At 71.1% G+C, this 24,637-nt stretch carries 23 protein-coding genes and 1 pseudogene; 9 read left to right on the top strand and 15 right to left on the bottom strand.

Annotated elements, in window-relative coordinates:
* Positions 1–70: 70 nt before the first annotated feature.
* The 4 genes from AC1DPN_RS10215 to AC1DPN_RS10200 form a co-directional block, all read right to left on the bottom strand.
* Positions 71–286, bottom strand: coding sequence for a CDGSH iron-sulfur domain-containing protein (locus AC1DPN_RS10215; RefSeq protein ID WP_477084640.1), 216 nt, complete (start codon positions 284–286; stop codon positions 71–73).
* Positions 283–1,257, bottom strand: coding sequence for an iron-containing redox enzyme family protein (locus AC1DPN_RS10210; RefSeq protein ID WP_477084639.1), 975 nt, complete (start codon positions 1,255–1,257; stop codon positions 283–285). The genes AC1DPN_RS10215 and AC1DPN_RS10210 overlap by 4 nt, the downstream gene beginning before the upstream one ends.
* A 327-nt stretch (positions 1,258–1,584) precedes the next feature.
* On the bottom strand, positions 1,585–1,950 hold the full coding sequence (locus tag AC1DPN_RS10205; protein ID WP_477084638.1) for a nuclear transport factor 2 family protein: 366 nt from the start codon (positions 1,948–1,950) through the stop codon (positions 1,585–1,587).
* 118 nt (positions 1,951–2,068) lie between these two features.
* Positions 2,069–5,254, bottom strand: coding sequence for a hypothetical protein (locus AC1DPN_RS10200; RefSeq protein WP_477084637.1), 3,186 nt, complete (start codon positions 5,252–5,254; stop codon positions 2,069–2,071).
* A gap of 579 nt (positions 5,255–5,833) precedes the next feature.
* Here AC1DPN_RS10200 and AC1DPN_RS10195 point away from each other — a divergent pair.
* Positions 5,834–6,019, top strand: a complete 186-nt coding sequence (locus tag AC1DPN_RS10195) for a hypothetical protein (protein WP_477084636.1) — start codon at positions 5,834–5,836, stop codon at positions 6,017–6,019.
* Positions 6,016–6,180, top strand: a complete 165-nt coding sequence (locus AC1DPN_RS10190; protein ID WP_477084635.1) for a hypothetical protein — start codon at positions 6,016–6,018, stop codon at positions 6,178–6,180. Before AC1DPN_RS10195 ends, AC1DPN_RS10190 begins: the two co-directional genes overlap by 4 nt.
* A 121-nt stretch (positions 6,181–6,301) precedes the next feature.
* On the opposite strand, the gene AC1DPN_RS10185 is transcribed toward AC1DPN_RS10190, so the two are convergent.
* Positions 6,302–6,808 (bottom strand): metallophosphoesterase family protein, encoded by a 507-nt coding sequence (locus AC1DPN_RS10185; protein WP_477084634.1) that lies wholly within the window; start codon positions 6,806–6,808, stop codon positions 6,302–6,304.
* Positions 6,809–7,126: 318 nt separating this feature from the next.
* On the opposite strand from AC1DPN_RS10185, the gene AC1DPN_RS10180 reads away from it, so the two are divergent.
* The gene (locus AC1DPN_RS10180) at positions 7,127–8,212 is read left to right on the top strand and encodes a YihY/virulence factor BrkB family protein (protein WP_477084633.1); all 1,086 of its coding nucleotides are present in this window, start codon (positions 7,127–7,129) and stop codon (positions 8,210–8,212) included.
* Positions 8,213–8,353: 141 nt separating this feature from the next.
* On the opposite strand, the gene AC1DPN_RS10175 is transcribed toward AC1DPN_RS10180, so the two are convergent.
* On the bottom strand, positions 8,354–8,794 hold the full coding sequence (locus AC1DPN_RS10175; RefSeq protein WP_477084632.1) for an Hsp20/alpha crystallin family protein: 441 nt from the start codon (positions 8,792–8,794) through the stop codon (positions 8,354–8,356).
* Between the two features lie 961 nt (positions 8,795–9,755).
* Here AC1DPN_RS10175 and AC1DPN_RS10170 point away from each other — a divergent pair.
* From AC1DPN_RS10170 to AC1DPN_RS10160, 3 genes are read left to right on the top strand one after another with little or no spacing between them, the layout of a single operon-like run.
* Complete coding sequence (locus tag AC1DPN_RS10170; RefSeq protein ID WP_477084631.1) at positions 9,756–10,448, top strand: hypothetical protein; 693 nt, start codon at positions 9,756–9,758, stop codon at positions 10,446–10,448.
* Positions 10,445–10,855: a phage holin family protein gene (locus tag AC1DPN_RS10165; protein WP_477084630.1), complete on the top strand. Its 411-nt coding sequence runs from the start codon at positions 10,445–10,447 to the stop codon at positions 10,853–10,855. The genes AC1DPN_RS10170 and AC1DPN_RS10165 overlap by 4 nt, the downstream gene beginning before the upstream one ends.
* Positions 10,852–11,490: a DUF3618 domain-containing protein gene (locus AC1DPN_RS10160; protein WP_477084629.1), complete on the top strand. Its 639-nt coding sequence runs from the start codon at positions 10,852–10,854 to the stop codon at positions 11,488–11,490. The genes AC1DPN_RS10165 and AC1DPN_RS10160 overlap by 4 nt, the downstream gene beginning before the upstream one ends.
* Positions 11,491–11,566: 76 nt before the next feature.
* Here AC1DPN_RS10160 and AC1DPN_RS10155 read toward each other — a convergent pair whose 3' ends face one another.
* Positions 11,567–13,168: an ABC transporter permease gene (locus AC1DPN_RS10155; RefSeq protein WP_477084628.1), complete on the bottom strand. Its 1,602-nt coding sequence runs from the start codon at positions 13,166–13,168 to the stop codon at positions 11,567–11,569.
* Positions 13,165–14,076 (bottom strand): ABC transporter ATP-binding protein, encoded by a 912-nt coding sequence (locus tag AC1DPN_RS10150; RefSeq protein ID WP_477084627.1) that lies wholly within the window; start codon positions 14,074–14,076, stop codon positions 13,165–13,167. The genes AC1DPN_RS10155 and AC1DPN_RS10150 overlap by 4 nt, the downstream gene beginning before the upstream one ends.
* Before the next feature lie 316 nt (positions 14,077–14,392).
* Here AC1DPN_RS10150 and AC1DPN_RS10145 point away from each other — a divergent pair, with 316 nt between their 5' ends.
* The 3 genes and pseudogenes from AC1DPN_RS10145 to AC1DPN_RS10135 all read left to right on the top strand — a co-directional run bounded on the left by AC1DPN_RS10145 (position 14,393) and on the right by AC1DPN_RS10135 (position 17,063).
* Entirely contained in the window at positions 14,393–16,021 is a 1,629-nt protein-coding gene (locus tag AC1DPN_RS10145) for a SulP family inorganic anion transporter (protein ID WP_477084626.1), read from the top strand.
* Positions 16,022–16,181: 160 nt separating this feature from the next.
* Positions 16,182–16,283, top strand: a pseudogene (locus tag AC1DPN_RS10140) (universal stress protein); the annotation flags it as partial.
* Positions 16,284–16,334: 51 nt separating this feature from the next.
* Complete coding sequence (locus tag AC1DPN_RS10135) at positions 16,335–17,063, top strand: universal stress protein (RefSeq protein ID WP_477085188.1); 729 nt, start codon at positions 16,335–16,337, stop codon at positions 17,061–17,063.
* A gap of 2 nt (positions 17,064–17,065) precedes the next feature.
* On the opposite strand, the gene AC1DPN_RS10130 is transcribed toward AC1DPN_RS10135, so the two are convergent.
* The 7 genes from AC1DPN_RS10130 to gtfA all read right to left on the bottom strand — a co-directional run bounded on the left by AC1DPN_RS10130 (position 17,066) and on the right by gtfA (position 24,635).
* Positions 17,066–18,025, bottom strand: coding sequence for a universal stress protein (locus AC1DPN_RS10130; RefSeq protein WP_477084625.1), 960 nt, complete (start codon positions 18,023–18,025; stop codon positions 17,066–17,068).
* A 152-nt stretch (positions 18,026–18,177) separates the two neighbouring features.
* Positions 18,178–18,771, bottom strand: a complete 594-nt coding sequence (locus AC1DPN_RS10125) for a flavodoxin family protein (RefSeq protein ID WP_477084624.1) — start codon at positions 18,769–18,771, stop codon at positions 18,178–18,180.
* An 89-nt stretch (positions 18,772–18,860) separates the two neighbouring features.
* Positions 18,861–19,736, bottom strand: coding sequence for a universal stress protein (locus AC1DPN_RS10120; RefSeq protein WP_477084623.1), 876 nt, complete (start codon positions 19,734–19,736; stop codon positions 18,861–18,863).
* Between the two features lie 138 nt (positions 19,737–19,874).
* Positions 19,875–20,273, bottom strand: a complete 399-nt coding sequence (locus AC1DPN_RS10115; protein ID WP_477084622.1) for a hypothetical protein — start codon at positions 20,271–20,273, stop codon at positions 19,875–19,877.
* Between the two features lie 67 nt (positions 20,274–20,340).
* A complete protein-coding gene (locus tag AC1DPN_RS10110) occupies positions 20,341–22,056 on the bottom strand; it encodes a SulP family inorganic anion transporter (RefSeq protein WP_477084621.1) in 1,716 nt (571 codons plus the stop codon).
* 58 nt (positions 22,057–22,114) lie between these two features.
* On the bottom strand, positions 22,115–23,098 hold the full coding sequence (locus tag AC1DPN_RS10105; RefSeq protein ID WP_477084620.1) for an acetylxylan esterase: 984 nt from the start codon (positions 23,096–23,098) through the stop codon (positions 22,115–22,117).
* A 46-nt stretch (positions 23,099–23,144) separates the two neighbouring features.
* Positions 23,145–24,635 (bottom strand): sucrose phosphorylase, encoded by a 1,491-nt coding sequence (gene gtfA, locus AC1DPN_RS10100; RefSeq protein ID WP_477084619.1) that lies wholly within the window; start codon positions 24,633–24,635, stop codon positions 23,145–23,147.
* Positions 24,636–24,637 lie beyond the last annotated feature (2 nt).

The following is a 24,637-nucleotide window of genomic DNA, read 5'->3' as shown; positions in this document are numbered from 1 at the left end:
GCCGCGGTGCTCGCCTGAGCGAAAGCCGCCGTCGTACCCTCGCGCCCGTTCGCGGGCAGGGCAGCTGTGCTCAGGGCGCCGTGAAGCCGGTCACCTTGTGGGACCCGTCGCAGTACGGCTTGATCGCGGACGCCCCACAGCGGCACAGCGCCACCGTCGCCCGACGCCGAGGGACGGGCGTGCCACGTTCGTCGGTGATCTCGACGTCGCCGCGCACGAGGATGGGGCCGTCGGGGCAGGCGACGATCGTTGCCCTGCGGGGGGTCGAACGCTCTGCCGGGTTCACGGGACCCGCAGCGACGTGGTGCCTGAGCGCCAGCTGGACAGCAGGTGCTCACCGACGAGGTCGTCCAGGTACAGACAGGTGGCCGCCCCGAACAGGATGTCGTGGACGAGCTCCGGCTCGTCCTCGGCGAGCGCCCCGGCGAGGTCACGGCCGGCGATCTGCTCGTGCACCGCGTCGGCCTCGACGTGCTCGTCGAAGTACCACGTGGTCTCGGCGTCGAAGCCCAGTCGACGGAACCCGTCGCCGTAGAGACGGCTCGGCAGCGACGACGTCATCTCGAACGCGGCGAGATGACCGGCGATCGCACCGCGCCACCGTCGGTGCAGCCCGAACAGCGACATGACGTTGACGGACGCGAGCGTGACGGCCGGGAGCTGTTCGACGTACGCGCCGTACTGGGCGTCCAGGCCCGCGCCCTGCATCGTGCGGGCGAACAGCTGGCAGTGCATCCGATCGGGATCGCCACCGCCATACTCGTCGGCCTGGATCTCCACCAGCGCCGCCTTCGGGCGTCCGGTGAGGCGAGGGATCGCCCAGGTGTGAGGGTCGGCCTCCATGAGCTGGTACACCGAGCGATGCTGGAGAAGCTCGGACACCTCCCGCACGCTCGCCTGCCGCGCGACGTACCGCGCGACACTCGGCCCGGGCGAGGGTGCGGTCAGCGCGAACAGCGCGTCGGCGACAGCACGGCGGGCCGGCTCGACGCCGTCGGGCACGTCCACCCGGTGCGCAAGGTCCGCCTCGTACGCCCGCTCGAGGACACGGCGGGCCTCCAGCAGCGACGGCTCCCACTCCCACTCGTCGTCGACACCCTCGAAACCCCGGTAGGACAGCTGGTACATCACGTACAGCGCGAGCTGGAGGTCGTCATCCTCGAGGAGGTCGGTCGAGCGTTCGACAACTCTTCGCGCGAGCGAGGTCAGCTCGACAGTCCCGCTGCTCGTGACCGGCGAATGCAGCAGATCGGTCACCGCGAGACTGAGTGGGCCCCTGGGGGCGGGAAGCTTCACGGGCGGTCCTCCTACGGCGCCGGCGTTCGCTCCCCTGCTCTGGAGGACGGAGTGCTTCCGAACAGGGTCACACGTGCCGACGCCACCGCAACTGGACCGGCTACCGAGCCTGCGCCTCGTGCAGCACTGCGTGGGCCGCCTGCCAGCGGATCGCGGGGACTCTGTACACGCGCTCTACTGCCCGCTGTGACTCGAGCGGTCCGGTGGTGGGCGGGTCGCGTCCTGCCTCCGTCCAAGGACCGGGCGGCTGCCCGCCGAAGACGTCGTGACCGCGTGCACGGAAGGGCGTCAGGACTCCGACGGGTCCCAGCCCGGCATCCCGGGCCAGTGCGCCCACTCCTCGAAGTGCTCGGCGCGTCCGTCCGGCGCGAATCGCAGGATCCACAGGTCGCGGTACTCGTGCGGCTCGGCGCCGAGGTACTGCACCTCGGCACGCACGACGGCGGTCGCGCCGTCGACTGCCACGACGTCCCACGTCATGCGGAAGGGGGTGTCGTCGGGCCAGAACTCGCGGATCTCGTCGAGCCCTCGTAAGCCTTCGTCGTAGGCCGATCGCAGGTACTGCGCGTCCGGGGTGAAGAGCCGCTCCACGGCACCGACGTCCTGGTCGCGCCAGGCGCGCTCGTACGCATCGACCCACCCTGCGATGTCCACACCCCCAAGTGTGCCGAACTGGCGCCGTGTCGGCACGGCGATGCGCTTCCTCACCGAGGCTGACCTACGGACTGGCCACGTCACGCACGGGTCCGCCCCGCGCTCGCCGCTCAGGTGGTCACGCACCCCCGCCGGGTGTCCCTCCAGCACCGCCGACAGGAGCACCCGTGGCTCTCGCCGCAGCAGCCGCCGCGTCGATGCGCTGCTCGACCCGGTGCAGGGCCTCCATAGCCTCTTCGTAACGCCGGAAGGCGTCGGCTCGCGCGGTCGCACGGGTCTCCCGGCCCACTCGGGACGGATTGCGGGTGCCACGGTCGGCTTCCGTGAAGGCGCGGTAGGCCTCTCGGGACCCCTCGCGCGCTTGCATCAGCGGTCGGAGCTCGTGGCGCACGGCGGCGGCGACATCCTGTCCGTGCACGCGGGCGTCGATCTCCTCGATGAGCAGCTCGTAGTCGGTGTGGGCTCGATCGTGTGCAGCGAGGGCCTCGGCGTAGCGTTCTCGCGCCAGGACCAGGTGCCGGTTGTTCTCGGGTAGGCCCGCTGCTTCGAAGGCACGTAGGCGCCGCATCGCGACGCCCAGCTCGTTCACGCGTACGTCGGCCATCTCGTAGACACGTTCCCGGCGAGCTCCGTTCGTGAACACGCTGTCGTAGAACGCCGCCGCCGCGTCGTGGTGAAGGTCCCCCGCGACGAACGGCTCCGCGGCACGGGCCCCTGTCTGCGCCTCCCATGCCGCCTTCACCGTCTGCGGGTCGAAGTTCCGGAGCACCCTGTCACCGGCAGCGCGGGCGTCTTGTACCTGCGCATGTGTCGCTCCGGGCATGGTGCGCTCGAGATGCAGCCTTGCCATGCGGAACCACTGGAGCGCGTGCTGCGCCTCGTGCGCAATGGTGTCGCAGGCGTCCGCGAACTGCTCGGGTGTCGGATCCCTGTGCGCGACGAGATCGCGGTTGATGTGCAGCTCCCACACCGAGGCGGGCTGACGGCCGAACTGGTCGGGCCTCGGGTTGTGCAGGTGGTTGGGGATGAGTGGTGGCGCACCCGACGCGACGAGCCGCCGGTTCGTGATCTCGAGGATGGCGTCGAACCGGGCCTCGGGGGTCATGGTGCGGTAGCGGTCGTAGAGCGGGACCAGCTCGGCGGCGAGCGCCCGCGCCTCCGGACCGAGATGCTCGACGACGAGTGCGGCATCCCTGCCACCCGGGCCGCCGGTCGTCGCTCGCGGCGACTTCGTCGACGCAGGTTCTGCCACGAGCCGCACGTCGGTCTGCCGCTCCCACCCGGGCGACTTCGCGTCGAGGTACTCGGTCGCCTGCTGCACATGCTCCGTCGCCCCGTCGCCCGTGAAGTGCACCTCCACCTGACGCCCGTGGCCCGAGTCGATGATCACGACCGTTCCGTCGAACACCGTGCCAGCGTTGCGCGCCAGCCCCTCACGGTGCGCCTCGAACCGCGCGATGAGCGCCTGCCGCTCGGGGACCGGCAGGTTCGCACCGAGGCCCGTCCCACCGTGCAGCTCGGCGTGGAGCCGCTGCCATCCGCCGGCCTCGGTGAGCAAGGATCGAACCGCGACCTCGGAGAGCCTCCCGGCCGGGACCGTGCCGGGTCCGTCGCTGGTGGGGACAGCCCGCCCGGCTCCGCGCTCTGCCTTGCCTGAGGCTTCCGGCACGGTGACCGCGGGACTCCGCGAGCCACCACGCCATGCCTCGTACTCCTTCGCGACACGGCTGTTGATGCGCGCGAGGCCGAGGTCCATCGCGACGTTCTGGACGACGCCGTCGACGATGAGGTCGGCGAGCTCGTTCGCGTTCTTCGGCAGTGCCTTGCCCTCGACGACGAACTTCAGGGCGGTCTCGGTCGCCGTCATGTAGACGGAGGAGGTTCCCGCGGCCATCGCGCTCGCGGTGAGCTCGGCGAGCTTCGTGCCCGCAAGGTTGGGGATCCTGTCGATCCGCGCCTTGATCGCGACCTGGAACCGCGCCTGCAGTGCGCCGCCGAGGTATGTCATGAGGGCGCTCACCCCGGCAGCCTGCACGAGGCTCGCGAGGCCCAGGCTCGTGCGCTGGTTGTAGTGCATCTCCGCGGCCCGGCCGAGCCCCTCCTGCGTGAGGGTGTAGCCACCGGCGACCAGCGCCGAACCCGTCAGGCCGAGCCCGCCCGACGCGATGCCCGCCGCGATCGTGCCCGTGGTCTTCAGTCTCTCGAGCCACTTGACCGCGGTGCCCGCGCCCGTCATGACGCGGTTCTCGTACGCCGAGAAGCGTTTGGCTGCCTCGGCGGTCGACTGCTCGGCCATGGCGATGATCGGGACGGCCAGCTCGTACTGGCGATCGCGCAGCAGCGGCCATGCACGGACGATGAGCTCTCGCGGCGAGTCCCAGATGTGGATCGACGGGTACGCCGTGCTGCCCTCGCCGAGCGCCTCGGAGACGTGCCGGACCGCCCCGAACCCGATGCGTCTCGCGTTGATGGCGCTGCGCTCGACGTGCATCTGCTGCAGCTCGTGCCACACCTCGGTCGTCTCCTTGAGCGCCTGGCGCAGCTTCGCGAGCTCCTCGCGGTTCGAGACGCGCCGCGCGTACTCCTCGGGGTAGTCGTTGCGCAGGTCGTCGGCGGTCACGAAGCCCTTGGTCTTGTGGACGATCCCGGGCATCGGGTGCTGCCCCAGCGCTTCGCCGGGCGTCGGCCGCAGGCTGAGGTCCAGCGGCCGCTTCGTGATCTGCTCGACGGCCCACTGCCGGAACTCGGTCTCGGCCTTGACGTCCCACTCGGGCGGCTGTCGCACGTCGTCGGCAAGGAGCAGCCGTACGTCTACGGCAAGGTTCTCGTCGGGCCTCGGCGGCACGGCACGCAGCAGCCGACGCCGCTCCTTCAGGTAGTCGGGGTGCTGCTCGCGGACCGTGCCGTAGTAGCTGAAGTCGTCCCAGAGGCGCCGCACCCGTGCGTCGACGTCCCACGCGATCGTGAAGTGGTTGACGACCCGCTGCCAGTGCTGGAGCTGCTCCGCGGTCAGGGCGCCGAGCAGCGCCGGATAGCGCGCCTGCAACGCGGGCCGGATGTCCGGGCCGCCCTTCGGGATCGGCTCACGCGCGTGGACGCCCGCGAGCGAGTCCGGGGCGAGCTCCCGCTGGACGAGCGACGCGACGGCCCGGTTGCCGGCGTCGCGCTGCAGTTCGATGACGTCGTCGGGCCGCAGCAAGGACAGGGGCCGGGAGGGCGCACGCGCACGTCGCGCGTTGCCCTTTCCGGCCGTCGCACGGCCCGCGCGCTTCCCGCCCCGGTCGCCTCGCTCGTGGATCGGCACTCCCCCTCCTGAGTTCCCGTGCCTCCATCACCGCGCGTCGTGCCCGGTGCCTCCAGGCCGTGCGCGCAGTCGGCCGTGCAGGCGTCGTTGCCCGTGCGGGCAGCGAGCCGATCCCGCTCGTCGATGAACCCAGATCGGCGGAACCAGCTCGACCGGGTCGATGCGAGACCTCGACCTCCCCACAGGGCAGCGACCGCACGGAGACCGGCCGCCCGGTGGCGTCGCCGAGGCAGCTGCGTGCGAGCACGCCGAGCCGTCCAGTGACAGGTTGCGGTTGCGCTGCCGCCGGATACCGTGAAATCCGGTCAAGCAGCGGCTGGCACGAACGAGGGCGCCGCACGTGCGATCGGCGTTCACACGTCGAGGAGACCACTCATGGCGGCAGGCCAGGACTCGCAGCACCCGCAGCGTTGCCACGAGTTCCTGTCGGACCTCGCCACGTACGGGACCTCCGCCAGGTCACCGCGTGAAGGGGCCCAGCGCGGCGGCGGGCTGCAGGACGTCCCATCGGCAGAGTGAGCGAACCGGGGCGACGGGGGCCTGCCGCCGCCCCTCGACGTCCTCAGGGAAGGAGCACTCATGAGTGCAGGACCGAAGGACGACGATGCCGCCCCGCGCGAACCCGTGGTCGAGGACCGGGGCGGCGGTGAGTCGCCCACGATCGCCCAGGCTGCTGACGACGTGGCGAGGACAGTCCTCCGCGACCAGGAGCGCACCGTGCCGGTCGCACCGACCACCCCCGACGAACGGAGGAGAACCCCGTGAGCCAGACGATGCCCGACCCGCTGCCGGGACCCGGCAACCCCGACATCACCCCGATCCCCGGCAACGAGCCACCACAGATTCCTGAGGAGCCGCGGATCCCGGACGCGCCGGACGACCCGACCGACCCGCCTGCGGACGACGGACCTGTGAACTCCGCCTGACGGTGTCCCCCGGGGCATCACGGTCACGTTCGGGAGCAGATGCCCGTCCGCCACGGCGAGTGCGTCGGCCAGGTCGCGGCTGCTCAGGCGGAGCGGGAAGCTCTGCCCGATCTCCAGCGTGTCATCGGTTGACGCGCTCGACCCGGTGCAGCCCGACGTCGCCGATCGCGCCGTCGTGGACGGACGCCGTCATGAACGTCGCGAACGGCTGCCGGCGCCGGTCCGTGGGTGAGCCGGGATTCAGCAACCGCATGCCGGCCGGAGTCACCGTGTCCCACGGGATGTGGCTGTGCCCGAAGACCAGCACGTCAACGTCCGGGTGCTCGGCGTCGCAGCGGCTCTCCCGGCCGGTCGCAGGTCCTGTCTCGTGCACGACGGCCAGCCGGATCCCGGCCAGGTCGACCTGCGCGACTCGCGGGAGCATCTGGTGGAGCCCGGGTCCGTCGTTGTTGCCGTGGCACCCGACCAGTCGCCGGGACCGCGCCAGCAGGGTCTCGAAGAACTCGTCGGAGACCCAGTCCCCCGCGTGCACGACGACGTCCGCCGCCTCCACGGCATCCCAGACGGCTGCGGGGAGGTCGCGCGCACGGCGTGGCACGTGGGTGTCGGCGAGCAGGACGAGGTGCACGTGGAGATCATGGCGCCGATCGGCGAGCCCCACGAGCGCTCGTCACCTGCGTCGGTCGCTCCCGAGTGGCGGACGGTCCGCATCCGGCCTAGCGTCCGAGAACTCGACGGGAGGTCACCGTCGGTAGACCGTCGCCCGGGACAGGACGCGTCGCCGGACATGGGCAGGTGTGCCGCTTCGCGCGCACGCCGCAGACACACCAGTCGAGCGCCGAAGCGCTCGTCCCCCGTGCGGACGGTCGCGCTCGCGAGCGCCCGGCCGTTCTCCGGTCCGGGACCGGGGTCCGCTCCCAGCAACCAGTACGAGGTCGAGAGCCCTGTGACGACGCATGACACGGAGAACAGCCGCAGCACCGCGAAGGACTCGGCGCCCGCACCGGAGGACCCCCGCAAGCCGGACTCCCCGGACGACCTCACGAAGCGGTCCTGGAGGTACGTCCTGCACAAGACGCTGCGTGAGTTCAACCAGGACCAGTGCACCGACCTGGCGGCGGCGCTGACCTACTACGCCGTCCTGGCGATCGCCCCCGCCCTGCTCGCCCTCGTGTCGCTCCTGGGACTTGTCGGCGATCCGGCGACGACGCTGGACAAGGTTCTGGACATCGTCGGCGACCTCGGCTCGTCGTCCGCCGTGGACAGTCTCGAACCGATCCTCGACCAGCTCACCAAGGCGCCCGCTGCCGGGTTCGCGATGGTCTTCGGACTGCTCCTCGCGCTGTGGTCGGCGTCCGGGTACGTCGCGGCGTTCAGCCGCGGCATGAACCGTGTCTACGAGATCGACGAGGGACGCCCGATCTGGAAGCTCCGGCCGGTCCTGCTGCTGGTCACGATCGCGCTCCTCGTCATCGCGGTCGTCATCGTCGCGGCCGTGGTGCTCTCGGGCGACGTGGCCCGCTCCATCGGCGCAACGGTCGGCCTGAGCGACCAGACAGTAACCGTCTGGAACATCGTGAAGTGGCCCGTGATCGTGGCGCTGGTCGTCGTCGCCATCGCGATCCTCTATCACTCGACCCCCAACGTCCGGCAGCCGAAGTTCCGCTGGATCAGCGTCGGCGCCCTGGTCGCGATCGTGGTCTGGGTCGTCGCGTCGGTCGGCTTCGGGTACTACGCGTCGAACTTCGGCAGCTACAACAAGACCTACGGTTCGCTGGCGGGCGTGATCGTGCTGCTGCTCTGGCTCTGGATCACGAACCTGGCCCTGCTGTTCGGCGCCGAGCTGGACGCCGAGCTCGAGCGAGGCCGCGAGCTGCAGGGCGGCATCGCGGCTGAGAGAACGATCCAGCTTCCGCCCCGGGACACGAGGGCGAGCGACAAGCGGCGGGCCCAGCAGAAGGAGGACGAGCGCCGGGGCCGTGCCTTGCGGCAGTCGCGCGGCACGGCCACCGACAGCGACGACGACGACTGAGAGCACACGACGCCGATGCGGCTCGTCCGAGGGACGTGGCAGGGGCGCGGAGCCTCGGCTCGCCCGCACAGGCCGTCCCCCAGCTCTCCGCAGCGCTCTCGCTCACCGCACGCGCCCCTGCCTGTGTCGATCAGTGGCAGATCAGGTGCTTGCCTCGGACCCCGACGCGATCTGCGTCGAGTCACCCGCGTGCTGCACCTGGACACGTCGGGGCTTGGCCTCGTCAGCGACCGGGATGCTCAACGTCAGGACACCGTCGGCGTACGTGGCGGAGATCGCGTCCAGCGCCAGGCCGCGGCTCACGCTCAGCTGTCGGGCATACGTCCCGGACGGGCGCTCCTTGGCTAGCCACTGGACGTCACCTTCCGCGTGCGACGTCCGCTCGGCCCGGATCGTCAGGGTGCGGTCCTCGACGTTCACGTCGATCGATCCGGGGTCCACTCCCGGCAGGTCCATGTGCAGGACGTAGTGGTCGCCGGCGCGATACAGGTCCATCGGCATCGTCGCCGACGACCGCTCGGCCGTCAGCAGCTGACCGAACAGACGGTCGATCTCCTGGAACGGGTCGAATCGGGTAGCCATGACCCTCACCTCCTCGCATTCAGGGCGCCGGACCATCCGGGCCCCGGGTGCTGTCCGAACCCTTCTCGGACTGGCTACAGGACACATAGTTAGCACTCTCACCCCATGAGTGCCAGTCCACCGATCGACGTCTTCTCGGCTGCTTCAGGTCACCGATCTCGCTGTCCGACGTGGCGTCTCCCCGCCTGGGGCACCCAGGGAGAGGCCCAGACGAAGACTCACCGCCGACCGGTACGGCGCTCGGGCGCGACCGTCCCGACCGTTGGGCTCACCGCAGCAGGGACCGAGCCCTCGTCGCTGACGTCTCGACCACACGCAGGCCGCGCGACCCCAGCGTCGGACCCGCCTGACGCCGCTCGACACGGGTCGCGAGCCGACGGGCGATCGTCGCGACGAGGGGAAGAAGGACCAGGGCGACGACCAGCAGACGTAGCCGCCGAGAGATCAGAGCCCACACAGGTGCCTCCGGAGTTCCGGTGAACCACCGACGCACCCTGCCCGACGTCAGCCTCCATCGTGAGCCCGCCGAGCGATCGACGCACGTCGGCATCTCACGGGCAAAGAGAACCGCCTCGGCCATCTCGACCGGCAGTCAGGCGTCCGGCTTCCCACACCGACCTGTCTCGCCGACCACCCGGCCGCGCCGGGCCCTCCTGGCAGAGGGGCGCTCCGGTGGCGGCCTCGGCCTCTCAGGCTTAGCGTCCCGGGATACCGGTCCGGAACCAGGGCCGGTCACCGCCGACCGGGACAGGACACGTCGCCGGGCATGGGCAGGTGCGTGGTGCTACGGCCCGCACACCGAGGACGAAGTGATTCGAGGGCGCCCCGGCGCCCCACCCCCGAGCGGACGGTCCCGCAGCAGAAGGCTGCTGGACCGCGTCACCCTCGGGCGAGCTCGTGCATGCCTCTCGCGGCACGAGCGCCCGGGTCTCCGTACGGGCGATTCGAGACGAGGAAGACCATGACTGACTACACCAGCAGCTACGCGGAACCGACGGGCACCACGTCCGGCACGACGGGCATGGGCACGGGCACGACCGGCACGACCGGCACGACCGGCACCGCGAAGGATGAGGCGGACCGCCTCCGGGAAGCGGCGTCGAAGACCGGCGGCCAGCTGCTCGAGGACGCCAAGAGCGAGGCCTCGGCGGTCACGCAGGAGGCTCGCCTCCAGCTCGGCGAGCTGTGGAGCCAGGCTCGCACCCAGGTGTCCAGCGAGGCCAGCACCCAGCAGAACCGGCTCGCGGGCGGGCTGACCTCGATCGGTGGCCAGCTCGCGCAGATGGCCTCGAGCCAGTCGGAGCAGAGCATCGCCACGGACCTCGTGCACGAGGTCGGCCAGCGCGTCGACAGTCTCGGCCGCTGGTTCGAGAGCCATGGCCCGGACGATCTGGTCGAGGAGGTCCGCGGCTTCGCCCGCCGTCGTCCTGTCACCTTCCTGGCGCTGGCCGCGGGCGCGGGCGTCGTGCTCGGCCGCTTGACCCGCGGGCTCAAGGACGCACCGGCCGAGGTGTCTCGCACTACCCCGCAGCCTGCGCAGTCACCTGTCCGCACCCCGGTCGCCACCTTCATGGATCCGGCTGAAGAGCGACCCCGGTTCACCGACGACCTTGCCTCGCCGGTGCCCAGCAGCGTCGGGTGGGACGAGCGATGACCGAGCCGTGGGAGGCCCCACCGCGGCAATCGGTCGGGGACCTGCTCGCGGACGTCACCCGCGACATCTCGACGCTTCTTCGCCAGGAGGTCGAGCTGGCCAAGGCCGAGGTGACGCAGTCGGCGAAACAGGCCGCCAAGGGTGGGTCGATGTTCGCCGGCGCTGCCGTGGCGGCTCACTTCGTCCTGCTGTTCCTGTCGGTCGCCCTGTGGTGGGCGCTCGGCGACGCCATGGACTCCTTGGTGTGGTCCGCAGTCGTCGTCGCCGTCCTCTGGGGCATCGTCGCCGCCGTCCTCGCGGCTCGCGGCCGCGCCGAGTCCAGGCGCGTCGCGGGGCTTCCGCGGACGACCGACACCGTCAAGAAGATCCCCAACGCCCTGCAAGGACACGAGGAGAAGAACTCATGAGCACCGATCCGGACCAGATCCGCGAAGACATCGAACGAACGCGCGCCGAGCTCAGCTCGGACGTCGACGCCCTGACTGACAAGGTCAGCCCGACGCAGGCCGCTCAGCGGCAGGCCGAGCGGGTGCGCTCGGCGGCGACGGGGCTCAAGGACCGCTTCATGGGCGCCGTCGCCGACGGCGCCGACGCCGCCCGCGGCACCGCGACGAGCGGCGCCGACGCGATCGGGTCGACCGCGTCGTCGATCGGAGACAAAGCGACCGACCTGCCGCGAGCCACCGCGTCCAAGACCCGGGGAAACCCCCTGGCAGCCGGTCTGATCGCCTTCGGCGTGGGCTGGCTCGCCTCGTCCGTCGTGCCGAGCACGCGGACGGAACAGCAGCTCGCCCGGTCGGCCAAGGACCAGGCAGCGCCCCTCGTCGAAGAGGCGAAGGACGCTGCCCAGAGCGTCGCCGAGAACCTCCGGGAACCCGCCCAGGACGCTGCGGCCGCGGTCAAGGACCGGGCCGCCGAGGCAGGGTCGACGCTGCGTGACGAGGGGCGCGACGCCGCGTCGGCGCTGCGTGCGGAAGCGGGCGACGCGGCCGACAACGTCAAGGGTGCGCACTCCGCCGACGACGGCGGGCAGGCCTACTAGGCCTCCGTGTCCAGCCGACGGCCGCCTCCCGCCCTACCGAGCCCGCGGGAGGCGGCCGTCCGGCACATCTTCGAGGTCAGCGTGCGAGGTCCCGGCGTCGGAAGCCGGCGAAGCCGACGAGCACGAACCCCACGGTGAACAGCGAGATCCACAGCAGACCGCTGTAGTCGGGGCTCGCGACCGAGACGTTCGGCACGTGCCAGAACGGGCTGATGCCCAGGACCCAGTCGTCCAGCCCGAACGTCGGACCGAGGATGGTCAGGACGAACGAGACCAGGACTCCGAGCCACGCCGCGAGGCTGACGAGCGGGCGGGCTCCGACGACCGCGACCGAGACAGCGATGACCGTCCAGACGGCGGGGATCGTGACGACCGCCTGGAAGAAGGCGTCGCCGAGCTCGACACCGATGTCGGCCCGGGAGGCGAGCAGCGCGATCAGGCTCCCCGCGATCAGGACGAAGATCATCGAGCGGCCCAGCGCGGTGAGCACGTTGCTGGCGTAGTAGCGGGGCCGCGAGACGGAACCGGCCATCACGGGCTCGACGCGGTCCTCCAGCTCCTCGGAGCGGACCTTGAGCATGACCTGGACCCCGGGGATGGCCGACAGGATCCCGACCAGGCTCAAGATGGTGGTCACGAACGCCGCAGCGATCTGGTCGGGCGTGACGGCACCCGAGGCCAGGATCTGCTGGACGCCCGAGTCGGAGCCGACGATGTCGGTGACGGAGGTCGCGAAGTACCCGAACACGAACCCGAGCGCGACGAACGCGATCGTCCACGTGAGGAACGGTCCCTTGTTCAGGCGCAGTGCGAGCCGCCACGTGCTGCGCGTCGCACCGCGGTCCGGTCCGGGCCTCGGGGCGAGGGTGCCCTGTCCGTAGTCGCGCCTGCCCTGCATGACGAACGCGACCGCGGCGGCCACGATCGTGAAGGCCACGGCCAGCAGCAGCGGCGCCCAGTTGTTGCCGGCGGCTGGGCGGGTCTCGTGCATCCAGCCCAGCGGGTTGACCCAGATCGTCCACATGGGCGCTTCGACCGAGTAGCAGAACCCCACGAGGAGGAACAGCGTCCCCAGCGCACCGACAGCCATGGAGTTGGAGGCGCGCGCGTCCGACCCGATCTGCGCGGTGACCGCCGCGACGGCGGCGAACATCCACCCCGTCGCCGTGTAGGTGGCGGCGAGCAGCATCGTGTCGCCCCAGCCGCCGCCGCACAGCACGGTCACCAGACCCGCGACCAGGCCGAGCATGAACGATCCGATGAAGGCCATGCCCAGGCCGGTCAGGAGACGGCTGTTGCGTCCCATCACACCGGAGGCCAGCAGCTCGGCCTGCCCGGAGTCCTCCTGAGCCCGGGTGGCACGCGTGACGGCGAAGATCGCGCCGAGCGCCGACAGGAACCCGCCCAGGGCCAGGGTGCGCCAGGAGTTGAACCCGTCCGCGGTGCTCAGGTTGTAGGCAGGGCCGAAGATCAGCCCGAGTGCCGGGTTCGCGCCGATCGCGAGGGCGAGCGCGGCGCGGTCCTGCTCGGTGGGGAAGATCAGCGGGTAGAAGAGAACGGAGCTGGCGGACAACGCCGTGGCCAGCACGATCCACGGGGCGAGCAGGCGTCCGTCGTGGTGCAGCGACGCCCGGAGCAGCGGTCGCGTGCCGGTCAGGGAGACGGTGGCCGTGCTCATCGGGTCGTCCCGGAAGCCGCGTCGTCGTCGTAGAGGCGCAGGAAGAGGCTCTCGAGCGACGGCGGCTCCACCGTCAGGGACGTGAACCCGGACGGCGTCAGCAGGTCCATCGCCTCGCCGATCCGGTTGGACTCGACGGTGGCGGAGAAGCGCTGCCCGTCCACGTGCACATCGTGGAACACGGCCAGGTCGCCCTGGTCAGGGATGCGCTCGAGGATCGCGTGGATCGTGGTGTGGGTCTGGCCGCGCAGCTCGGTCAGGGTGCCGTTCTGCACGATCCTGCCGTCGCGGATGATGCTCAGCTGGTCGGCCAGCGACTCGAGCTCGGCCAGGATGTGGCTGGAGAGCAGCACGGTCGCACCACGCTGCTTGGCCTCGCCGATGACCTCCTGGAACACCTTCTCCATGAGCGGATCCAGACCGCTGGTCGGCTCGTCCAGGATCAGCAGCTCCACGTTCGAGGCCAACGCGGCCACGATCGCCACCTTCTGCCGGTTCCCCTTCGAGTACTGCCGCCCGCGCTTGGTCGGGTCCAGCTCGAACCGCTCCAACAGCTCGGCCCGACGCGGCTCGTCGATCCCGCCGCGCAGCGCGCCGAGCAGGTCGATCGCCTCTCCCCCGGTCATCCCGGGCCACAGCGACACGTCACCCGGCACGTAGGCGAGTCGCTTGTGGAGCTGGACGACGTCCGTCCACGGGTTCCCACCGAGCAGCGTCACGGTGCCGCCGTCGGCCCTGAGCAGACCGAGCAGCACGCGGATCGTGGTCGACTTGCCGGAGCCGTTCGGCCCGAGGAACCCGTGCACCTCACCGCGCTCGACCCGCAGGTCCAGGCCCCGCAGCGCCTGGAACGTGCCGAAGGACTTGGTCAGCCCCTGGACCTCGATGACCGCGTCGGACCCGCTCATGAGCTCTTCCTTCGTGACGAGGCACCGCGCCCGGGGGGCCGTGCAAGTAGTTCTACACCTGAGGAACTCCTGGCTGCGCAGGTCCGGTGCGACCGTCGCCGACCACGTGCGACGGGTCGGTCGAGATCGCTCGTCCGGTTGCGGCGGCCGACGATTGTGGAGTTACCTGGCGTTACGTCTCTGGCCGAGGCGCTTCTGCTCGACCACCTGTGGTGCAGGGCCGGTACTCCGACACGTAGAAGTGAGGAGCGAGCCCATCCCGGCTCCAGCACCGGTCGACGAGAAGCCGAAGTTCGGGCGACCTACGACGCGTGACGTGAGCTCTGGCTTCGTCACCGGGCTGTTCTCCATCCCCGAGGGCATGGCCTACGCGAGCATCGGCGGGTTCGCGGCGCCCCTCGGTCTGTGGTCCGGCGTGGTCCCGACGATCGTCGGCTCGTTCTTCGCCCGCACGGTCCTGATGGTCACCACGCTCACGAGTGCCATCGCCCTGTCGTCGCAGAGCGTGCTCGCCGCGGCGGGGCTCGATCCGGGCGACGTCGGTGCGTTGGCGACTCTGACCGTGCTGGTCGGCGTCGTCATGCTCGTGATGGGTCTGCTCAAGCTGGGCTCGGTCATGTCTTTCGTGTCCACCGCCGTCATGACCGGCTTCACCACCGGCATCGCCCTGCAGATCGTCACCGGCGTCCTCAAGGACGCCACCGGCTACACGCCCCAGCCGCACAACACCCTCGCGAAGGTGTGGGACGCACTCATCCACGTCGGCGACTGGCAGGGCCCGACAGTCGTCGTCGCCGTCGCGACCGTGGCGGTGTGGGCTGCCGTCAAGACCGTGAAACGGCTCGAGTCCTACGCGACGCTGCTCGCGCTGCTCGTGGTGAGCGTCGTGTGCGCGGTCGTCCAACCCGATGTCGAGCTCGTTCAGGACATCGCGGCCATCCCCCGCTCGTTCCCACCGTTCTCGGTTCCTGACCTGGGGGCCATACCCGAGCTGGCCGCCGGCGCCATCGCCATCGCGCTCGTCGGGCTGGCACAGGCGGCGGGGATCGGCGCGGCGGTCGCCAACCCGGACGGGTCCCGGACCGACACGTCGAAGGACTTCACCGCCCAGGGGCTCGCCAACATCGCTGGTGGCGTCTTCTCGGCGCTGCCGACGGGCGGGTCGCTGTCCCGCACAGGCGTCGGGACGAGCGCCGGCGCCCGCACCCGGTGGTCCGGCATCTTCGCGGGCGTCTGGCTCGCCGTGCTCGTGCTCCTCGTGGGTCCACTCGCCGGCCAGATCCCGATGGCGGTCATCGGCGGCCTGCTGCTCGTCATCGGCGGCGAGCTGATCGCGGGCCGCGCCCGCGACATCGTCCTCGTGCTCCGCACCTCGGTGCTGTCGTCGGCGGCGATGATCATCACCTTCCTCGCGACGACCCAGCTCCCCCTGCAGGACGCGATCTTCATCGGCGCAGGACTCTCGATCCTGCTGTACGGCGTCTCGGAGTCCCGGCGGGGACGCATCGTGCAGCTGTCGCCGGACGGCGAAGGTGGCTGGCTCATCGACGACGCGCCGAAGCAGATCCCCTCGGGGCGGACCACCGTGCTCCATTACGTCGGCGGGGGCTTCTTCGCCGAGGTCAACCGGCTCGAGGACGAGTGGCCCGACGTCCGTGGTGCGCGGGACGCCGCGGTCGTGCTGTCCATGCGCGGTTCCGCGGGCATCCCGTCCGCAACCTTCCTCAAAGCCTTCGAGCGGGCCGCGCAACAGCTGCGCGAGCACGGCGTTCGACTCATCCTGTGCGGAGTACCCGCCGACCTGCACGAGGTGCTCCGGCGCACCGGGGCTCTGGACACGCTGGGCACGGACTCCGTGGTGCTCGAGACCCCGCACCTCATGGAGTCCCTCACGACCGCGTACGAGATCGCCGAGCGGTCCCGCAGCGGGACGTCCGACGCCTAGCACCAGGACACCGACGGCCGGCGCGGCCGCGGCCATGTTCGGGCGGCCAGTCGCGTCGGTGATCGCCTGATGGGGACCTCCGGCCCTGGGTGCGTCATCGACCCCGTCGCAGAGTGAGAAGTGGGCAGGACGGCTCGAAGGAGAGCAGCGGAGGCACACCATGAATGGCCCGATCGTTGTGGGGTACGACGGTTCGCGCTGGGCGGAAGCGGCGCTCAGCTGGGCGGTGCACACGGCTCGGCGAGAGCGCAGACCGCTTCGGATCGTGCATGTCGGGCTCGGCCAAGGAGGCGGACGTTCGCTCACGGACGGTGTGGGACGGGCGCGGGCCATAGCGCCCGACATCGACGTCACGTACTCGCTCGAGCTTCGAGAGAGCGTTCCGGGCACGCTCGTCGAGGAGAGCCGGACCGCGCACATGATGGTCGTCGGGTCCCGCGGTTCGGGCGGATTCGCGGGTCTGCTGCTGGGATCCGTGAGCACGGCTGTCGCGGCCCACGGGCACTGCCCGGTCGTCGTCGTTCCTCAGGGCCCGGTCGCCGTCTCGTCAGAAGCTGCCCGGCCCGTGGTGGTGGGGGTCGACGGCTCGGCCGTCAGCCTCCGAGCGGTCGACCTCGCTTTCGACCAGGCCTCACGCCTGGAGGTTCCCCTGGTGGCGATCCACGCGTGGAAGGCACCTGCAGTGGTCGGGTCGATCCCGACCGTCCATGCCTGGGAGCTACCGGGCGCGGTAGGGCTGGTGCCCGAGGCGATGCCCGAGCAGGTCGAGGAGCAGCGAACCGTCGAGAAGGCGCTGCTGGCAGAGAGCCTGGCGGGGCACGCAGACCGATATCCGGACGTCGAGGTTCGCGCGTCCGTCCGGCTCGGCGCTCCCGCAGAGGTCGTGCTGGCCGCCGCTCGGGATGCCCAGCTCCTCGTCGTCGGGTCGCGAGGGCGGGGCGGCTTCCGTGGCCTGCTGCTCGGATCGGTGAGTCAGTCGGTCTTGCACCGTGCGCGATGCCCGGTCGTGGTCGTCCATCCGGCGCCGGCGGACGGCCGATGAGCTCACCGCCCGACGTCTGAGTCGGGCGGACGGGCCGCCACGGCTTCCGCCGGCGGTGGGGACTCCAGCCGCGGTCGTTGTGCCCGGTGTGGGACCACCGCCACCGGGCAGGCCGCATGGTGGAGCGTCGCATGGCTGACCGATCCGAGCAGGAGACCGACGAAGCCACCGCGCCCGCGGGAGCCGACGACGACGAGACACGCTCGTGAGCTCTCGCCGATCAGGGCCTCCCGTGCGTCCACCTGCGTCACGACGTACTCGACGAGCACCTCGGGGAACGCGCCTCGTCGAGCGTCGAGGTGCTGGAAGACAGCGTGCCGCTCGGTGTCGTCCGCCAGGTCGCCGTGGGGTGACTGCTCGACGAGACCATCACGCGTGACGTGGCTGTCGGCAGTCGCGTAGACCGCACGCAGCGCGACCCTCTGGGCCGAGGCGAGCTCGAGCGCCAGCTCGACGGCCGCCACGGCTGCGTCGCTGCCGTCCACCCCCACCACGACCCGTCCGTCCGGCTCCGGCCGACCGCGCACGACAAGGACGGGACACTGACCGTAGGTGACCAGCTCGACGGCGACGGAACCCAGCAGAAGGCCCGTGAATCCTCCGAGGCCCCGGTGACCGACGACGAGGAGAGCCGCGTCCTTGCTCGCACGCAGGAGCACCGGTTCCGGCGCGCCGGTCACGACGTGCCCGGTGACCAGGACGTCCGGTGCCTCCCGGCGGCCCAGGGCGACGCCTTCCTCCACGATCCGCTCAGCCGCGTTCCGGAGCCCGGCTCCCGAGATGGTCGTGGGTACCGGGACGTCGGGAGCGCGAAGCTCGGGCCAGATGAATGCGTGGACGACGTCGAGCCGGCACCCCAGCAGTCGTGCATAGCTGGCGGCGGTCTCGACCGCCCGGAGTGCCGCATCCGAGCCGTCCACGCCCACGACCACCACCGCAGCCGCACTGTCGATCTCGCGCATGACTACCCCGATCCAGATCGGGCGCCCGCCGTGAAGGGTGACCCGCCAACCAGACGTCGCGGCTGACGAGGGCCCTTCCGAGTGACGTCAGGGAACGTGCGGGACGGTGCGACCTCGCCGTTGTCTCGGCCGTCGGATGGCTTGCCTGTTCATCAACGAGCAGCACCATCTGCACCCGGAACAGGCCGAGGTCGGTGCGTGGGATCGGGACGGGACCCAGGGTCCGTCGGCCGGAGGCCCGAGAGAAGGCCGGTGAGCCCGACGCCCCAGGCATGGGCGCGGTCGAGCTCGCCCTCTCGCAGCGGGCCCTTGGTCCCCGTCACCCAGAAGCTCTCCGACTCGGCCGTCAGCTGGAACCCGGCCTTGCGCAGAGCCCGCATGGCGCCGGCGGCCGCGGAGCCCGGGACGTGCGGCGAGAGGATGCGGGTGTCGAACGTCGCTACGTACACCGGACGTTCGGGCAGCTCGAGCGACTCGACCCACTCGCGGACCCCGGTCGTCGGCACCGCGCGGGCCACCCCCGCCTGCGCCTGCGCGTCCGCGCGGGTCGACGGCCGGCTCATGCCGAACGCCTGCGTGGGTCCCCCGACCACAAGGAGGTCGAGCTGGGCAGGCAGCTGGCGGGGCGCCCCGCTGACGTCGAACAGCGCGACGTCCTGCATGCGGCTGAACATGCCCTCCCACACCGCGCGGGCGACCGCAGCCGTGTTCCCGAAGGACGACTCGTACACCACCAGGGCCCGCATCTCAGGCACCTCCCGCCGCGTGGACCTGGCTCCACCATTCGCCCGTCGTGGACGACAGCACAGGGCCGAAAGACCCGGACAGCGGACCGTCACCCGGCGTCATGGACGACGAGCACCGGGCAGGAAGCCTCGCGCACCACTGCCGCGCTGACCGAGCCGAGCAGCATGCCGCGGAAGCTGCCCAGTCCCCGCGAACCGACCACCAGCATCGCCGCGCCGCGCGCCATGCCGACGAGGGCGTCGGCAGGATCGTCGTCGACCAGCGCCAGGTCGACCGTCAGGCCCTCGTTCTGCGCACGCAGCGAGTCTGCGACCGTGCGGGCGACCTTGTGCGTCGGATCGTCCTCGTCGTCGGTCGCGAGCGGTGGAACGCTCCCCCGCCCGAACGGGTCGGGGATGGTGGGCCGCGCGTGGACGACCGTGAGCGACCTCCCCCGCATCCACGCCTCGTGGGCAGCGACGTGCGCCGCAGCGAGGGACGACGAGGAACCGTCGACACCCACCACGACCGCCGCGTTCGGCTGCAGTGGGCCGGCCGGGTACGCACGCACCACCGCGACCGGGCAGCGGGCATGGGCAGCCACGTGCGTGCCGGTCGATCCGGTCCGGGCCCGACCCCTGCGGGGAGTCGCACCCACGACCAGGAGCTGGGCGCCCTCGCTCAAGCGGCGCAGGCTCGGGACGACCTTGCCACGCACCATCCGGACCTCGACCGCCACACCGGGGTGACGGTCCTCGAGCCGGCTGCGCTGGTCCTCGAGGTACTGCTCGGCCCCGCCCGCGAGGTCGCTGACGTCGAGGATCGGGTACCAGCTCCAGGCGGTCTCCTGCCAGGCGTCGTCGACCACGCGGACCAGCACCAGGTTCGCCCGGCGGCGCACAGCCTCCGCCACGGCCCACTCGACCGTGTGTGCGCTGTTCGGTGAGCCGTCTAGCGCGACGACCACCGGTCCGTCGGTCTGCATAGGACACCTCCTGGCTCCAGAGACACACCCGCCTGCGCCGGTAGACGCCGGCAGAGGCCCCGTGCTTCCAGCCTGGTCCGGCAGACGGTCCAGCGTCCCGGGACCTCGGTCCTCAATTCAGGGGCCTTCACGTGCTCGCTAGGTGCGTGCCGTCGCCGAGCGCAGCCAGCCGGTCGCCGCGGCCACCTCCGCGACACCGACAGCGAAGAAGACCACCTGCACCGGGGACGTCCAGCCGATCAGGGGCAGCTGCACGAGGACCCAGCCGGTCAGGAGGACCCCGGCCCCGAGCGCGGCGTGCGGAGCGCGCGTCGCCCGCCGCATGCCGAGCACGAGAGCGGCACCCTGCGGTACGGCGACGCACGACGCGAGTGCTGTCGCCGGCAGCACTGGCCCCTCGACGAGCGGCAGCTGGTCGACGAGCGGCCCGAACTGCCCCGCCAGGAACCCCTGCACGCCCGCGATCGCACCGACGGTGGTCAGCCCCTCCAGGGCCAGGGTCCAGCGCCGGGCGGCAGCGGTCCGGAGCACGCGCATGTCTCGAGACTCCGCCCGACCGCGGTGTCGCTCCAGGGCAGAAGGTCCCGAGGATCCGCCCGAGCCGTCAGCCGAGCTCAGGCCTCTCCGCCGACCCGGCCCGAGTCTCGCGGTAGGCCCGCACCGCGCTGTGCACGGTCGGGTAGAAGTGATCGGGCCCGAACCTGCTGCCGACTCCGAAGCGCACCAGGCGGTCCTTGACCGGTCCCTTCATCTCCGCGAACACCAGGTCGACACCGAGCCCGGCGAGGTGGTCGTCCAGCTCGACGAGCTCGTCGAGAGCCGTGGTGTCGAGGCCGGTGATCGGCTCGGCCGCGATGATCACGCGACGCACGGGCGCCGGGGCCTGCGCGACCAGGCCCCGCACCCAGGTGTCGAACACGTCGCCGTTGGCGAAGAACAGCGGGGCGTCGAAGCGTGCGATCACGAGGCCCGGGATCCGCTCGCCCTCCGGATGCCGGCTCAGGTCGTGGAACCCCGGAACGCCTTCGACGCTCACCAGCTCCGCCCGGTACGGCTCCCACGCCCGGCGCACGAACACCGCGAGGGACAGGGCGACGGCGACGAGGATGCCCTGCAGCACGCCGACGAACGCGACCCCGAGGAATGCCGCGACGAGGAGGGCGGCGTCGCTCCGGCTCACCCGCACCAGGCGGACGAGCGTGCGCACGTCGACGAACGACGACGCAGCGGCGATGACGACGGCAGCGAGCGTGGCCGACGGCAGGTACGCAGGCAGGCCGGGCGCGACCAGCATGAAGACCACGAGCAGCAGAGCGGCGACCACCCCGGTCAGCTGCGTGCGAGCACCGGCCTGGACCGCGACCGGGGTGCGCGACGCGCTGCCGGACACCGGGAAGCCACCGAGCAACCCGGTCGCGAGGTTCGACGCGCCCAGCGCACCCATCTCCTGGCTGCCGTCGACGGTCGCTCCCCTGCTGCTGTTGAGCGCGCGGGAGAGCACGGTGGTGTCCGCGAACGTGATGAGCGCGATGCCGGCCGCCGGACCCACCAGCGCGAGCACGTCTGCGGGTTCGATGCCCGCGAGGGCTGGTGCGGGCAGGCCGGTGGGCAGGGCGCCCACCACGGGGATCTGGTCGGCGAGACCGAGGACGGCCGTCAGGACGGTCGCCCCGACGACCGCGAGCACGATGCCCCGCCCCGTGGCACCCAGCACCCGCGCTGTGACGATCACCGCCAGCGAGGCGACGCCGATCGCCGCCGCCGCGCCGTTGACCTGGCCGTCGGCGACGGCGGTGACCGTCTGTCCGAGGTGCTCCCAGACCGAGCCGGGCGGCACCGAGATGCCGAGCAGCTTGGGCAGCTGCCCGGCGATGACGACCAGGGCAATCCCGTTCATGTACCCGACACGGATCGGCATCGAGAGGAGTCCGGTGAGGAACCCGAGCCGCAGCACCCGACCGACGATCAGCATGACGCCCATGAGCACGGCGAGCATGCCCGCCAGTGCGACGGCACGGTCGGTGTCGCCCAGCGCGAGCGGCAGCACCGCGGCGCCGATCATCGGCGCGAGCGACGAGTCGGGGCCGAGCACGAGCACCCGCGACGGGCCCACGAACGCGTAGACCAGCAGCGGGACGATCGTCGCGTAGAGGCCCGTGACCGGCGGCAGTCCCGCGGCCGCGGCATAGGCCATGCCCGCGGGGATCGCGACCGCGACGAGCGTCGCGCCGGCGATCAGGTCGGGCCTCAGCCACGCGCGCTCGTAGCCCCGGGCCACACCGACACCGGGGAACACCCCTCCGACCCGCCCGCGGTCCATCTCTCGAGCGTAGGACCGGCCCCCTCACGGACACCCGGGCGGACGTCCCAGCGTGCCGTCAGGAGGGCTCGACGGGTCCGGAACGCTCCAGCGCCCACGCGAACTTGCGCATGTCGTGGTCGAGCTGGCCACCCTCGTGCTCGTTCCACGGGTAGACGACCATCTCCTTGTCCACGTGCGCGTACGCATTGAACGCCCCGTAGACGGTCGACGGCGGGCACACCGGGTCCATGAGAGCGACCGAGAACAGTGCCGGCGCCTGTGCCCGACGAGCCATCGCCACGCCGTCGATGTAGGCCAGGGTCCGCAGCACCGCGTCCGAGTCGCCGCGTCGCACCCGGAGGTAGCGGACGAGCTCCGCGTACGGGTCGGCATCCGTGATGGTCATCGCTCGGGCGATGTCGCACAGGAACGGCACGTCGATCATCACGCCCCGCAGGTGCGGCACGTGCGCAGCGACGGCCATCGTGATGGCTCCACCCTGACTACCGCCGGTCGCGAGGATCCGCGTCGAGTCGATCTCCGGGATCGCACCCGCAGCGTCGACCGCGCGGACGGCGTCGGTGAACAGCCGGCGGAAGTAGTACGTCGAAGGGTCAAGGATCCCGCGGGTCATGAACCCGGCGTGCTCGGGCCCGGTGCCCGGTTGGGGATCGGGGGTGGCGCCGACCTGCCACGTGGCGCCCTGACCTCGGTTGTCGACGGACAGGTGGGCGAAGCCGGCGAGCGTCCACGGGATCGGGTCCAGCACGTGACCGCGTCCGCCCTGGTAGCCGTGGTACTGGATGACGGCCGGCAGAGGGCCCGACCTGGCGGTGGGCAACCGCAGCCAGGCGCGGATCGGGTCGCCACCGAAGCCACGGAACGTCACGTCGTACGTCTCGACCCCGACGTACGGCGTGTCGACGCGCGTCCGAACCACGTCGATGTCGTGCCCCCGAGCCTCGTCGAGAGTGAGCGACCAGAACTGGTCCCAGTCGGCTGGCTCCTCGATGTCGGCGGCGTAGGAGTGCAGCTCCTCGATGGGCAGGTCCGTGTACACGATGTCCTTTCGATGGGTTCCAGGGTTCGGGCTGAGGGCTAGGACGCTATCCGGCGGTGCTCGTTGCGAGACCGCGACCCGCGAGGACCTCGAGCGGACCGTCCTCGCTGCTGACCGTCATCGAGAACGACGCGCCGGCCACATCGAACGTCAGCTCGGCGCGGTGATCGCCAGCCGTCCACGTCATTCGCCCACGGGTCTCCTGGATCTCCCAGCCGAACGAGCCCCCGAAGGCGCCATGCGCGGTGCGCACCCGCAGGGCGTCGAGCTGGGCGCGCACCGCCGGTCGCGTCAGGTCGAGCTGCACCTCGCCGGCCGTGTAGTGGTGCCGGTTCACGTCTCGGCCCACGCCGGTCCGTTCGAGAAGCTCCATGTCGTTCGCCCCGGCGAGCAGGCCGACGTAGTACACCTGCGGGATGCCGGGGACGAACAGCTGGATGAGGCGAGCCAGGACGTAGCGCCTGTCGTCTCTGCCCAACGCGTCGTAGAACGTGCAGTTGACCTGGTACAGATCGAGGTTCGATGCCGCCGCGCCCGTGGCGTGCCTCGAGGTCCCGCCGCTGTTGGTGTGGATCGCCTCGACGAGTGAGTCGATCTGGTCCGGCGTGAGCAGGCCCGGTTCACCGGACCGCAGGTCGGAGGGGCCGACGTCGACGATGCCGATGCCGTCGTGCGTGTCGAGCACCGTCACCGCGTTGACCGGCCGGATGTGCAGCCAGCGGTCCAGAGGCGCCAGGTCCCGGGCGGTCAGCGCGTGGAGCACGAGTGGCGGCAGGGCGAAGTCGTAGACGAGGTCGACCTTGCGTGCGATCTCGATCTGCTGCGTGTGGTGACCGTGGACCTCCACCAGGACCGAGGCCCCTCGAGCGTGAGCTTGCTGCACGATCCGCGCGGTGTACTCGTCCGTGCTGGGCGTCATGAAGCAGTCGGTGCCGGCTTCCTTTCCCGTGTACCCGACCGCGTCGAGCCGAAGCTGGCTGACGCCACCCGCAGTGAGTGTGTCGACGACCGACTCCAGGTAGTCCCAGGCCTCCGCGGTGCGAAGATCGATGTCGACCTGATCCGCCGTGAACGTGGTCCACACCAGGCGCCGCTCGTCCCCGAGCTGCATCGCCGTGAACGGCAAGCCCGGGCGAGGACGATAGATGCGCGCAAGGTCGGCCTCGGTGGCACCGTCCGGGAACACCGACGAGAGCGTCAGGAACATGGGTGCCCACGGCGACGACCGCCCGCGTTCACGCACGTCGAGGAACTCACGGGACTGCGCCGACACGTGGTTGACGATGACGTCAGCCATGACCGTCCGACCGTCGGCGAGGCGGCGGACGTCGTCCCACGTGCCCAAGCGCGGGTCGACGACGGTGTGGTCGCGCGGGTCGAAGCCCGCGTCGACGCCGTCGTACGGCGTGAAGAACGGCAGCACGTGCACTCCCCCGAAGGCTCCGGCGAGGGGCCCGTCCAGCAGGTCGGACAGGCCGCTGAGAGTGCCGCCGAGACGGTCGGCATAGGTGATGAGCTGAGGACTGTGGCTGTTCACGG

Source organism: Cellulomonas sp. P4_H4, from assembly GCF_056400865.1.
The sequence above is the reverse complement of the archived record's forward strand: the minus strand, read 5'-3'. Positions and strand labels throughout refer to the sequence as shown.

Bases quoted from the DNA above. Each gene is read 5' to 3' on its own strand.
- AC1DPN_RS10195 (WP_477084636.1), top strand. From the start codon at position 5,834: ATGAGTGCAGGACCGAAGGACGACGATGCCGCCCCGCGCGAACCCGTG.
- AC1DPN_RS10175 (WP_477084632.1), bottom strand. From the start codon at position 8,794: ATGGCTACCCGATTCGACCCGTTCCAGGAGATCGACCGTCTGTTCGGT.
- AC1DPN_RS10170 (WP_477084631.1), top strand. From the start codon at position 9,756: ATGACTGACTACACCAGCAGCTACGCGGAACCGACGGGCACCACGTCC.
- AC1DPN_RS10165 (WP_477084630.1), top strand. From the start codon at position 10,445: ATGACCGAGCCGTGGGAGGCCCCACCGCGGCAATCGGTCGGGGACCTG.
- AC1DPN_RS10160 (WP_477084629.1), top strand. From the start codon at position 10,852: ATGAGCACCGATCCGGACCAGATCCGCGAAGACATCGAACGAACGCGC.
- AC1DPN_RS10155 (WP_477084628.1), bottom strand. From the start codon at position 13,168: ATGAGCACGGCCACCGTCTCCCTGACCGGCACGCGACCGCTGCTCCGG.
- AC1DPN_RS10150 (WP_477084627.1), bottom strand. From the start codon at position 14,076: ATGAGCGGGTCCGACGCGGTCATCGAGGTCCAGGGGCTGACCAAGTCC.
- AC1DPN_RS10130 (WP_477084625.1), bottom strand. From the start codon at position 18,025: ATGCGCGAGATCGACAGTGCGGCTGCGGTGGTGGTCGTGGGCGTGGAC.
- AC1DPN_RS10125 (WP_477084624.1), bottom strand. From the start codon at position 18,771: ATGCGGGCCCTGGTGGTGTACGAGTCGTCCTTCGGGAACACGGCTGCG.
- AC1DPN_RS10120 (WP_477084623.1), bottom strand. From the start codon at position 19,736: ATGCAGACCGACGGACCGGTGGTCGTCGCGCTAGACGGCTCACCGAAC.
- AC1DPN_RS10115 (WP_477084622.1), bottom strand. From the start codon at position 20,273: ATGCGCGTGCTCCGGACCGCTGCCGCCCGGCGCTGGACCCTGGCCCTG.
- AC1DPN_RS10110 (WP_477084621.1), bottom strand. From the start codon at position 22,056: ATGGACCGCGGGCGGGTCGGAGGGGTGTTCCCCGGTGTCGGTGTGGCC.